Annotated in this window: 9 protein-coding genes; 3 read left to right on the top strand and 6 right to left on the bottom strand. The window is 37.3% G+C overall.

What is annotated here, in order from left to right:
- The first annotated feature begins 113 nt into the window (after window positions 1-113).
- The 3 genes from gdhA (at window position 114) to ACQKNX_RS02695 (ending at window position 3,313) form a co-directional block, all read left to right on the top strand.
- On the top strand, window positions 114-1,487 hold the full coding sequence (gene gdhA, locus ACQKNX_RS02705) for an NADP-specific glutamate dehydrogenase (RefSeq protein ID WP_427427450.1): 1,374 nt from the start codon (window positions 114-116) through the stop codon (window positions 1,485-1,487).
- Between the two features lie 243 nt (window positions 1,488-1,730).
- On the top strand, window positions 1,731-2,417 hold the full coding sequence (locus ACQKNX_RS02700; protein WP_427427449.1) for a phosphoribosylaminoimidazolesuccinocarboxamide synthase: 687 nt from the start codon (window positions 1,731-1,733) through the stop codon (window positions 2,415-2,417).
- 242 nt (window positions 2,418-2,659) lie between these two features.
- Entirely contained in the window at window positions 2,660-3,313 is a 654-nt protein-coding gene (locus ACQKNX_RS02695; protein ID WP_427427448.1) for a Yip1 family protein, read from the top strand.
- A 61-nt stretch (window positions 3,314-3,374) separates the two neighbouring features.
- Here ACQKNX_RS02695 and ACQKNX_RS02690 read toward each other — a convergent pair whose 3' ends face one another.
- From ACQKNX_RS02690 to ACQKNX_RS02665, 6 genes are all read right to left on the bottom strand, one after another.
- Window positions 3,375-4,577 (bottom strand): NAD(P)-dependent malic enzyme, encoded by a 1,203-nt coding sequence (locus ACQKNX_RS02690; RefSeq protein ID WP_340824993.1) that lies wholly within the window; start codon window positions 4,575-4,577, stop codon window positions 3,375-3,377.
- 675 nt (window positions 4,578-5,252) lie between these two features.
- On the bottom strand, window positions 5,253-6,083 hold the full coding sequence (locus ACQKNX_RS02685) for an MBL fold metallo-hydrolase (protein WP_427427447.1): 831 nt from the start codon (window positions 6,081-6,083) through the stop codon (window positions 5,253-5,255).
- A gap of 54 nt (window positions 6,084-6,137) precedes the next feature.
- Window positions 6,138-6,494: a hypothetical protein gene (locus tag ACQKNX_RS02680; protein ID WP_427427446.1), complete on the bottom strand. Its 357-nt coding sequence runs from the start codon at window positions 6,492-6,494 to the stop codon at window positions 6,138-6,140.
- A 197-nt stretch (window positions 6,495-6,691) separates the two neighbouring features.
- Window positions 6,692-7,687 (bottom strand): hypothetical protein, encoded by a 996-nt coding sequence (locus tag ACQKNX_RS02675; protein ID WP_427427445.1) that lies wholly within the window; start codon window positions 7,685-7,687, stop codon window positions 6,692-6,694.
- A gap of 163 nt (window positions 7,688-7,850) precedes the next feature.
- Window positions 7,851-8,660, bottom strand: coding sequence for a sulfurtransferase (locus tag ACQKNX_RS02670; protein WP_427427444.1), 810 nt, complete (start codon window positions 8,658-8,660; stop codon window positions 7,851-7,853).
- Window positions 8,661-8,670: 10 nt separating this feature from the next.
- Window positions 8,671-12,282: a dynamin family protein gene (locus tag ACQKNX_RS02665; protein ID WP_427427443.1), complete on the bottom strand. Its 3,612-nt coding sequence runs from the start codon at window positions 12,280-12,282 to the stop codon at window positions 8,671-8,673.
- Window positions 12,283-12,592: the final 310 nt, after the last annotated feature.

Genomic DNA, 12,592 nt, shown 5'->3' with positions numbered 1-12,592 from the left:
ACCCCGATTGCTCATTTTTTCACAAACTTATTCGACTTGGAAAAAGTATTTTATTGAATAGTGTGAAAAATAGATATACGATACACCTATCAATTAAATTGGAGGTTTTCAATATGACAATAACAACTGTAAACAACGATCAATTAGCAAAAGAATACGTTGACGGCGTGTTCGAGCAACTGAAAAACCAAAACAGTCATCAAGCGGAGTTTTTACAAGCAGCTGAAGAGATTTTCATTTCATTAGTGCCTGTATTTGCACAACACCCTGAATATATTAAGGCAAATATTCTTTCTCGTATCGTTGAGCCAGATCGCATCATTTCATTCCGTGTAGCATGGCAAGATGATAACAACCAAGTACAAGTAAACCGTGGTTATCGTGTACAGTACAGCAACGTCATGGGACCTTATAAAGGTGGGCTTCGCTTCCACCCTTCAGTAAACGAATCTATTATTAAGTTTTTAGGCTTTGAGCAGATCTTTAAAAACGCATTAACTGGTCAACCAATCGGTGGTGGTAAAGGTGGATCTAACTTTAATCCAAAAGGCAAATCCGATTCAGAAATCATGCGTTTCTGCCAAGCATTCATGACTGAATTATACCGTCATATTGGTCCAGATGTCGATGTTCCTGCTGGCGATATCGGTGTAGGTGCTCGTGAAGTAGGTTATTTATGGGGCCAATACAAGCGCCTTACAAAAGCAAACGAATCTGGAGTATTAACAGGTAAAACGCCTGGTTACGGTGGTTCATTAGCTCGTAAAGAAGCAACTGGTTACGGTACAGTATACTTTGTTGAAGAAATGTTAAAAGACGTAAATGATTCATTTGACGGTAAAACTGTTGTTGTTTCTGGTTCTGGGAATGTATCAACTTATGCAATTGAAAAAGCTCAGGCATACGGTGCCAAAGTTGTTGCTTGCTCTGATTCTTCAGGCTATATCTATGATGCAGATGGATTAGATCTTGATATCATTAAAGAAATTAAAGAAGTAAAAAGTGACCGTATATCAACTTACGTCGACTACCGTCCAAATGCTACATTTACAGAAGGTTGTACAGGAATTTGGTCTATTCCATGTGATATTGCGCTACCATGTGCAACACAAAACGAAATTAACGGCGACGCTGCTCGTACATTAATTTCAAATGGTGTAAAAGCAATCGGTGAAGGTGCCAATATGCCATCTGACCTTGAAGCAATTAACGAATTTTTAAATGCTGGTGTATTATTTGGACCAGCTAAAGCAGCTAATGCTGGTGGCGTGGCGGTATCAGCACTAGAAATGGCACAAGATTCTAGCCGTATATTCTGGTCATTTGAAGAAGTAGATGCGAAGTTACACCAAATTATGAAAAATATTTATGCAGATAGTAAAGCTGCTGCTGATAAATATGGCTATCCAGGTAACCTAGTAGTTGGGGCTAACATCGCCGGCTTTATAAAAGTTGCTGATGGAATGCTTTCTGAAGGTATCTATTAAATAACCCTTAATACAATTTATTCGGTTATTCTACCATCTAGTAACTAGAATCCTTTATTAAAATTTTTAATTTTCTTAATTTCGCATAAGATGATAACGAATATTCGTTATCATCTTATTTTTTTGTATAAAACATGTAAAAAAATAAGTATAAATAAGATTATAACGAACATTATTTATGTTAAACATTCTAAACATTCGTGTTATAATTATAAGGTACTATGAAATATTGGAGGGTTTTTTGTGGAATTATTGTATACAGGTAAAACGAAAAATGTGTTCAAGTTAGAAGATGGTCATTACTTATTAAAATTTAAAGATGATGTAACTGGAGAAAACGGCGTATTTGACCCTGGTGCAAATACTGTAGGTTTAACAATTGATGGTGCTGGCCTAGCTGGTCTTCGCTTAACTTCTTATTTCTACTCAAAACTAAATGAACAAGCTGTCCCTACTCACTACGTAGATGCAAACTTCGACGATGCTACAATGACTGTAAAGCCCGCAACAGTTTTCGGCAAAGGTTTAGAAGTCATTTGTCGCTTCAAAGCTGTTGGCTCTTTCCTACGACGCTATGGCGCTTATGTACAAGAAGGACAACCTTTAGATTCTTTCGTTGAGGTAACAATCAAAGATGACGATCGTCTAGATCCTCCAATTTCTGAAGATGCTTTAGCAATGTTAAACCTGTTATCACATGAAGAATATGCAATTTTAAAACAACGCACAATTGAAATTTCTAAATTCGTCGGTGTAGAGCTAGCAAAAAAAGGCTTAACGCTTTACGATATTAAATTAGAATTCGGCCGTGATGCACAAACAAATGAAATATTATTAATTGATGAAATTTCTGGCGGTAATATGCGTGCATACAAAGGCGAACAATACATCGAACCATTAGAACTTGAAAAAATTATGTTAGCAGACTAATAACTAATCCCCTTCTAAGTAATCCATTTGCTTAGAAGGTTTTTTTGTTTATTTTTTTTTTGCAAAACACCTTACTGTTATAAATTACCGATAATTCCCTGTAGCTATAAGTATTATTTTCATTTAAGCTCGAATACGTTGGGCGAAAAAACTTGGTCCCATTTAAGACAATTTTTGAAACCTTTCACCATTTCACTCGTATATTGAGTAGAAGTAATATTATCATCACAGGAGGTAGTTTAATGGAAAACTATAATGAAACAACGCAACAAGAAAGGCCAAAAGTTAATCCGTTTCTGTCTACTTGGATGCATCCAAAGCAAACAGCACGCTACATGATTGATGCTAAAACGGTCGGTTATGCAATTCTTGTCATGTCCATCGGTTATATCGGTTCTTTGCTTTCTGGCCTTATAGATAGTAATTTCTTGCTTGACGTATCCCCTTGGATTATCGTGCTATTTTGTGTGATTTTAGCGCCAATCGCGGCAATTATCGGCACAGCCTTTTCTACCCTTATTTTCTGGTTGTTTGGTAAATTATTTAAAGGTACTGCAACATATTCAGACTTATTTAAAGCACTAAGCATAACTGCTGTACCATTTATTTTAGTCATTCCTTTCTATTTAATTTGGCTAATTACATCTCCTGAATCGTTAATGGATACTGACTTTTTAGGGTCTGTTCCTTGGATTTTTTGGCCAACGATGTTAGTGACAGCTGTTGTTAGCGTTTGGTCCTTTGTGACGACAGTTGCTGTTGTAGCGGAAGCACATCAAATCTCGAATTGGAAAGCATTCTTTACAATAGTTATTCCTTCTATCATTGGGGGAATCATTGTCTTTGTACTTATTATTGTGCTCTTTATTGGCCTGGTTGGTATCGGCATGATGTAAAAAAATCTCCCCTCTCAATTGAGAGCGGGAGATTTTTTCGTTTAAAACGATTTTCTAACAATTAAACAGAAAGTACCGTTTGTTGCTGGAATAACTCAGATACACCAGATGCAACAGCCGCCCCACTGACAGCACGTGAAACAATTTCAACAACACGCTCATCTAATGATTTCGGCACGATATATTCCTCTGTTAATTCTGCATCACTAACAAGGGAAGCAATGGCTTCTACTGCCGCTAACTTCATATCCTCATTAATATCTGTTGCACGGACATCTAATGCTCCACGGAAAATCCCTGGGAAAGCTAGCACATTATTGATTTGATTTGGATAGTCTGAACGTCCAGTACCCATTATACGAACGCCCCAAGCTTTAGCATTTTCATACGTAATTTCTGGATTCGGGTTTGCTAATGCAAAGACAACCGGATTTTCATTCATAGATGTAATATGTGCTTCTGTTAATAAATTCGCAACAGACACGCCGATAAAGACATCTGCACCTACAAGTGCGTCTTCCAACGTTCCATGAATTTTTTCTGGATTAGTTAAATGTGCAACCGCCTCTTTAATCGGGTTCATACCTTCCGCGCGGCCTTCATAAATAATCCCTTTTGTATCGCACATATAAATATTTTTATACCCCATTTGCACAAGAATACGTAAAATGGCGATACCTGCTGCACCTGCACCATTAATGACTACTTTCATCGTCGCAACATCTTTTTTAACGATTCGATTCGCATTAATCATGCCCGCTCCTACAACAATTGCTGTGCCATGTTGATCATCATGAAATACTGGAATATCGCATTCTTGACGTAGACGATCTTCAATTTCAAAGCAACGCGGTGCCGAAATATCTTCTAAATTAACAGCACCAAATGTTGGCGCAAGCGCCTTCACAATGCTGACGATTTCATCTGTGCTTTTTGTATCTAAACAAATTGGGAAAGCATCAACATTGGCAAAACGCTTTAATAAGATCGCCTTTCCTTCCATAACAGGTAGTGCTGCCTTCGGTCCAATATCCCCTAAACCTAACACTGCAGTACCATCCGAAACAATCGCAACCATATTCCCCTTCATTGTATAGTCATAGACAAGAGAAGGATTTTTTTCAATTTCTATACATGGTGCCGCTACACCTGGTGAATATGCAAGGCTAAGATCATAAGAGTCTTGTACAGGAACCTTTGAAATCACCTCTAATTTTCCACTATAATGCGCATGCATATCTAACGCTTTTTTCATAATATCCATTCTATCCGCCCCTTTTTATGTTTTTATTGTATGTCAGAATCATAATACTTTGTGAAATAACAGTCAATAAAAATAACTAAAAAAGCGAAATTTTCTTTGATAAATAAGCATTCTCTGTCGATAAGTACAATATTTTGTTTTGTTATCAATTTCACAATCTATTATATCAAAATAATAAACAACCTGTTTCACCTTTACCAAAATGCACTTATATCGGCGCTAAGCCTGTTCAACTTTTCACATAGTATTTTTCTACAGTAAATGAGAAGAATTTCACAAACTTATGTAAGCGTATCCATTGCTACAACTATCTTTGCCACATTTTCTTCACATTTTTTCACAAACATTTTTATTATTAAATCGAAAATTTCTTACATGCTAACATTTTCTAACAGAGGAATGTAGAACTTTACATATCTCACCCTAAAATTCATAAAAAAAAGTCCTTAGTATAAGGACTCTCAGCATGTCGACAAAAGGTACCAAGTATTATAACTTGATGGCTTGTATTCAGTTGATTGGAGCAGAGTACGGCGACTTCTGCGAGAACAGCACAAAACGTAAGACACAACAGACCATGCGTTAGCGAGGGTTGCGGCTTAAGGTGTGCCAACGGAAAGCGTCCGCCCGTAGAGGAAATCAACGGTATTTAAATGAAAAAAGATTGAAGTGCCCTTAACGTAAGGACTCTTGTATAAATTGATTCGTAAAAGCTGTAATAATATGTTTGGACGACCATTGTTCTCCCGATACCTTTGTAATCGGGTAATCTCTACGAAAGATTGCTTTCGTTATATCTTCTACTGAGTAGCCACGTTCATAGAGCTTCCGAATTTCTCCCTCCAGTTCTTCTAAATAGGCAATTTTTTCGATAATTTTTGCCCGACCATCTGCTAGATAACCTGCATGGCAGCAATAAACCTTTTCAAAATCATAGTGTAGTAGTTTTTTTAACGATGCCAAAGTATGTACAACGTTTTCCTCATCAAGTACAACCTTTGTTTTCGTTTGAATGTACAAATCACCTGTAAACATGGCACCTGTTGCACGATTATAAAAAGACAAATGATCTGTTGTATGTCCTGGCGTAGCAATAATATCCCATGTAGTTGATTTAGTTACAATTGTCTCACTAAAAGGATGTGCAATAAACGCTGGTCGCTGTCCCCATAGCGCCTGACGATACAATTGATAGTCTCCATCTTGTGCACAATCCGCAATTGACTCATGATGAACATAAATAGGGACACCCATATGTTGTTGTATCCATGCAGCATTTCCTGAATGATCCTCATGCGAATGAGTCAAGGCAACTTGTTCAATCGGTAGCTCTCGAAAAAAAGATTGAAACTCCTCTGTAAGTGAGTTCGAACCTGTATCAATTAGTAAGCCATCTACATAAAAGCTATATACACTCATGCCAATACCTTGAACAGCTACCTTTCCATGCGCACAGTGCACATCATCATTTTGTTCAATAGCAATGCTTTTCTCTAGTTTAAACATATTTTCTCCCCCTTCCCCTTTGTAAAAAAAGTGTAGCACAAAATGAATGACGAGTCATTTTTTGGCGTATGTTACCATTTGCATTGTCGATTTAATATGTTGTTTTAATTTGCGCACATGCATGAGCAATCCTATATTTACAAAGCACAACAAAGCTGCTCCAAAGAATAGTAAAATAATTTGCTCCATATAGATAAGATGCATCAGGAAAGTCCAACTTACAATGACACTGACTACAATCCACTTGTATTTTTGCATGAATTTAGATATTGTTCCTCGCTTATTGTATTGTTGCTCAATTTCGGATAGGATGTTGCCAAATTGTAGAATGATAGTTAAGTCAATGACAGCAGTAAATATTAATAACCAGTAATTAATTAGCATTTGATCCGACACGATATGAATGATCAATAGCACTATCCCTATAAAAATATGGCGCTTTGCCAATGTTTTACCGTTAATATAAGATAAGCTCCTTAACATTGCACAGTAACTAAGCAATTGCTGTATGTAGAAAGCAAAAGGAAAAACATTTAAATAGATTAGTTTTGATAAGAGCGACGGTGAGCCATTTCAATAGTTTTAACTGTTGCTGTTTCTCTCCTATTTCAATCATGTAGCAAACTCTCCTCTTTTATTTTTTGGATATCAAATGGTGCCTTACGATGTATCCAAATTGGCAATATCCCTTGCGCCCCGCTAATACCAACGATCATCTGAACATCTATGCCAATTGCGTTACTTTGTAAAGACAATGATACCCGCTGCCCTTTTTTAACAACCACTGGAAAGTCTTTCACGGTATAAGTCTTGCCGTTTACGTTCATTTCTTTGAAATCGACGCTTCCTTGTAATATTTCCGGAATAAATACTTCGTCAAATACAGCATCTTGCATCATCATAAACGCCCCTGATTGATTACCATTACTCGAGACTGATGATGAAATAAAATCGTATGCTACTTCAGAGGTTGGTCGGTTAAAATCTAATTGCAAATTTGTCGACAGCTTTTCTCCATCATCTAATACAAGATAAATTGCATCACTGTTTATTATTTTTATCATTTCTTCTTTATTTCCAATAAAATGGGCTGAACGCAATAACTGATAGCGACCTTGATCTGTTACATCTGTTGGAAAATAAAACATACGTTGATAATTTGCTGGCTGTTCATTGTACTGCGCGAATAAAGTCACTTCTCCTGCTTGCAAATATTTCACCGAGCGATGATCGCTTTTATTTGTTAGATAGCGAATAGTAAAGTCATGGGTCTCGTTACCGCTATAAAAATCGTGCACAAGTGGCACTGTTATAGGCTTTGGTAATTGATTTTGCAAATAAAATGCGCTATTGCCGAACATTAATATCAATATGAAACCTATTGCCAATACTAATTTTTTATTTGCACCTTGTTGAATTATTTTCATCATCATAAAACACGTCAATAGCATTAATGCAATGGCACATAGCCAGTAAATAGTTGGTGAAAACAATGATAATCCTAGACTACTGTGTGTCTGATAGAGCACCTCTTGTTTCCCAACACTCAATACATTTAAGTAGCTCACTCCTATTGTCGTAGCTACCGCCATCATTTTTAGCATGGTGCTCACCCCTTTTTATCTATTAAACTATAAAATAACAATTATAGCTTACCTTACAAAAAATATTTTTAAAATCAACTACATGAATGTCTAATTATCTCTCCAACCACTCTCCTTCATATAAAAAAACGCCCACTTTATGTGAGCGTTTTATTACTATAAATTATTCATTTGTTCCTGTTTCTACATCATAAGCTGTAATCCAGTCACTAAAGCTACCTGTATAGAGCTGAATATTCTCGTAGCCTTCATCTGCAAGCACTGCATAGAGTGGTGATGCTGTGACACCACTACCACAATACACAACAATATGTTCATCTTGTGCAACTTTTGCACGCAGCGCATCATTGGCTTGCAGTGTATTTTCTACTTTTAATTGCTCCCAATCAAAGTTTTTAGCAGTTGGAATATGGCCAGCTACTTTATCAAGTGGTTCAACCTCACCACGATAGCGAGCAGCGGCACGTGCATCTAATAGCGTTGCTGTCTGCTCTCCATCCACAATGGCTTTCACTGCTTCACGCGGTGCATAAAGATGATCTTGCCAATTAAAGTCGATTGTCGTAGGGGCATATTTGACAATATCCTTTGTGAAAGACACTTTGTTTTCAAGCGCTGCCACTCCCCCGTTGACAATAACGACATTCGGGAAGCCTGCATACGTTAGCATCCACCAAGCGCGCGGTGCGAACGGTGATGCCCCCTGATCATAAACGACTATTTGATCTTCATAGCGGAGTCCTAATTCTTGAAAAACAGACGTTAGCTTTTCCTTACACGGCATCGGATGACGGCCATTTTCACTTGTCATATCCGATAAATCCTGTTCTAAATCTAAGTATACAGCACCAGGTGCATGACATGCTTCAAATGCTTGTTTCCCTGATTCTTTGTTCTGTAAATCATAGCGAGCATCCACAAAACGGACATTATCAACTTGAATTTCCTCAACTGTTTTGAATACTTTTCCCACGTGAATCACCTCATGCGTATTGTAGTTGTGCGTAAATTGATTTCCACGATGCTAGTCGACTCTCTTCTTGTAATGCAAGTCGTTCAGTAGCAATTTGCTCTAATGCCTGATGGTATATATGCAGACGTAATCTCTCTGCTTCCTCAATGATAAAGGTAATTGCCCAAGTCATTAGAGATACTTTTTGTCCATCTAAATAGTTTTGTGCATCTGGTTTTGTTAATGCTTCTAACGCTTCACTTAACTTCATTTTTTCATTTTTCTCAAAGAATGCCTTTTGATTGCGGAAATGCGATTTCACACTTACATATTTTGAAATATCGGCAAATGGACCTTCAAATGCTAATAAATCTGGCTCTGATGATTCAAATGCTAAAAATGAGAAGCTACGGTTCATTTCTTTTAACTCACGTACTTCATCTTTAAAGCGCAGTTGCATTTTCTTACTAATAAATTGTGATAAGCGGAAGTTTGTAACGCGCATTTCTTGTGTAAAGTCAAAACGTAAGCTTTGTAACACTTCTTTCAACGCATGTTCTAATGCTTGCTGTGCAGGCATTGCGGCAAAAGTTGACGGGTTATAGCCTTCCTTAAAGAATTCAGGGTAGCGATAATAGACACGTTGCAAGACGTAATACAGTAACTCATCTAATTCCTGCTTTGTCTCACTTTCCATCATGCTAGTATTTAACGCATTAAACTTAGATTTAACGTGCTGTTCAAGCGTTGTTAGCTCCTCCAAACGTTCATCTTTACGTTTTAAGTTTTCCTCTGTTTGAGCAATTAAATCCCCTAAACGTTGCTCTGTTTTATCAACTTCCTCAGCAAGTGCTTGCACCGCTAATGCACTTAGTTCGTCATTTAAGAATGTATGGAAAGCATCCTCAAACGGAGGCATACCGGAGGCAAATGACCCGCCCTCTACTTTTTCTTTTAAAGCCATTAAGCTTGATACCCCGTATAGACGAGGGAAGCGAATGCCAAAGCGTTGTAATTCCGAACGAACATAGCCTTTGACATCTTCTTGTTCTTCTTCTGTCGTCGCCAAATCAATTGCATTGACGATAAAGAACATTTTATCAAGTTCAAACGCATCTTTGACACGACCTAATTGGATTAAGAACTCACGGTCAGCTTTCGCAAATGCATGATTATAGTAGGTAATAAATAAAATGGCATCTGCATTACGAATATATTCAAAAGCAACCCCAGTGTGACGCGCATTGATTGAATCTGCTCCAGGCGTATCAACGAGCGTTACACCCATACGTGTTATCGGACTATCATAGTAAAAGTCAATATTATCTACGAAGCATGATTTATTTTCTTGTGCTACAAATTTTTCAAATTCTTCTCGCTCCACACGTAGCACTTGACCAAGGTCTGATTTAAATGTTGGATAGCCCTCTTTGAATGCACGGATAAACGATTTATGCACATTTAATCGCTCATCTGTAAGCTGTACCGCAAGCCCTTCATCTGCTCGGTTAAATGCTTCTTCTAATGAACTAACAGTTAAACCAATTGCCGCATAAGAACCTTGGATATCCTCAAGCATTTGTGCAGCATTTTTTAACTGGACATCCGCTGTTTCATGAGGATGCTCTGGTGTCACTGGTCGAATTTTATTTATTGCCGCTGTTGTTGGGTTAGGTGATACAGGTAACACGTTTGCACCCATTAGTGCATTAGAGAATGAAGATTTCCCAGCACTAAACGCACCGAATAATGCTATCGTAAAATCTTTTTTCTGTAATCGCTCTACTTTGTTTTCTAAATAACTTGCTACTTCAGCAAAGCCTTGTACTTCTTTTACTGCATTTGCTGTATGCAATGCACGCTTAATAACACCATCAATCGGCAAGCTCGTAGCACTTACCGCCTGCTGTGCTTCCTCTTGCTGCACGATTTCTTCCTTTGGCTTTAACATAGATTCGTCAAATACTCGAATATCAGCTAAGTCCTGCTCAAACGCTTTATCCCAAACTTCGAGCTGATAATTTGCTTCTTTCCGAATTTCATTGCTTGCTTGATGCATTACTCCTGCACTATATTGCTGATATCCTTCGATTTCTAGCACTGCTTGAATAGCATCAACTTTCGCTTGCATCCCAGCCATTTTCAACTTAGATGGAGCTGCGGTTTCAGTTGCAACAGCTTGTAACGTTGTTGCTTGTGCATCTTTCCACACATCTGTTTCTTGAATAAAATAACGCTTTGTTGCCTCGGCAACACGGTTAGCAAAATTGAGAACAGCATCTCCAGTCAATATTGCCCCGACTTGCACTTGTTGTTCAATCAATGAAAATGGTAAATCAAACACATAGGCATCCACTGCTTGTGCGCGCTCTTCACTTAAAGCACCGACATCTTTTAATGCTTTTTTCATTAGTGCTTTTAAGTGACCCGTAATTTGTGCATGGACAACTGTTTGATAGGCACTATACGCATCATCTTTACGACGATTGCGTTCCTCCTCGGTTTTTTTCTTTGCTGAAAATAAACCGCCAACTTTAAACCCTTCCTGCTTACTTTCTAAGTAAAGACGTAATTTATCTCGTACATCTGCTGGCATTATTGCCGCATTCGCTAGCAATTCTTTACGTTCTTCTTCGAAAGTTTCATTCCAAGCTTCCACTGAGAATAATTCGACTTGACGACTTAATTTATTATATTGCTCTAATATATCTTGATGGTGTGCCCAATCATCTGCACTCAATATGTCCTCATCGATCTCTAAGCGATCTTGCTTTTCTTCCATTAAATAATTGTCATGCTCGCTTTGCAATAAACGCAGCGTATTTGTCGCTGTATGAACAAGCTGATCTTGCCAATCATTCATGCTATCCATAACGATTTTTTTAACAGCTTCAAAATCATTATTTGGATGCTCTGGCTCTCTTAAAGAAGTGAAAAATACACCCTTTGGCACTACGCCCCATGCAGAGAACGAATTGTGGACAGTTGCTTTAAATTCTTCAAAACTTAATTCATTTTCCTTATGTTTATCAATCATATTAACGATTAAATAGACATTTGGATTGTATTTCATTAGTTGTTTAGTAAATTGAAAGTTCAACTCAGATTGAACATGATTATAGTCCATTGTATAGAATACAATATCTGCAATATGGAGTGCTGATTCTGTAGACATGCGGTGTGCATCATCTGTTGAATCTACACCTGGTGTATCCATCACCGTTACGCCCATTGGTAATGTAGACGCACTATGACCAATTTCAATTTGCGATACAAGATCCCCATTTTTACTAAGCTCTTTTACGGTTTTAAAATCATACCCTGCTTCAAACTTAACTGGCTTTTCATTGTGCATATAGACAATGGCAAAATCCTCTTCGGATTTATGGACTTTTACAATATTAGCACTCGTAGGAATCGGACTGGAAGCAAGTAAATTTTCACCAGATAAAGCGTTAATCATACTTGATTTACCAGCTGAGAAATGGCCAGCAAAGCCAATGACATACTCTTTTTGTTGTAATTTACGTGCAAATAGTGATGTCTTATCCATACGCTCTGTATCACCGTTATGCTGATATATTATGTATTGTAACGAAGCTTGCTTTAAAAGCCCTTCCAGTTGTTGTTCAAATTCTTTCATAAAACGTAAACCCCTTTACCCTTTTAATTATTCACAATTAGTATTCTACCTTATTAGATATGCAAAGTATAACACTAATTTACTTTGAAAAGCATATATATCAAGGTTTCAGACGTAATATTCGTCAACAAAGTCATGTTTATCCAATAAAATACATCTCATAGTTCTTCTAAAAAATCAACTATATTTATCTTTCAATGGATGCATAACTAAACAACTCTTCATTTATTTCATATTTTAAAGAGAGTGAGGGGAAGATTAAAGAACAATTGATAAATAACAAAAATATTCTAAAGTCCAATTAAAATAA

Source organism: Lysinibacillus sp. NPDC093712, assembly GCF_050280025.1.
Lineage (GTDB): Bacteria > Bacillota > Bacilli > Bacillales_A > Planococcaceae > Lysinibacillus.
This window is presented reverse-complemented; position numbering and strand designations above follow the sequence as displayed.

What these genes read in the sequence shown, in the direction of transcription:
- gdhA (WP_427427450.1), top strand. Translation starts at nt 114, where the DNA reads ATGACAATAACAACTGTAAACAACGATCAATTAGCAAAAGAATACGTT.
- ACQKNX_RS02695 (WP_427427448.1), top strand. Translation starts at nt 2,660, where the DNA reads ATGGAAAACTATAATGAAACAACGCAACAAGAAAGGCCAAAAGTTAAT.
- ACQKNX_RS02690 (WP_340824993.1), bottom strand. Translation starts at nt 4,577, where the DNA reads ATGGATATTATGAAAAAAGCGTTAGATATGCATGCGCATTATAGTGGA.
- ACQKNX_RS02685 (WP_427427447.1), bottom strand. Translation starts at nt 6,083, where the DNA reads ATGTTTAAACTAGAGAAAAGCATTGCTATTGAACAAAATGATGATGTG.
- ACQKNX_RS02675 (WP_427427445.1), bottom strand. Translation starts at nt 7,687, where the DNA reads ATGCTAAAAATGATGGCGGTAGCTACGACAATAGGAGTGAGCTACTTA.
- ACQKNX_RS02665 (WP_427427443.1), bottom strand. Translation starts at nt 12,282, where the DNA reads ATGAAAGAATTTGAACAACAACTGGAAGGGCTTTTAAAGCAAGCTTCG.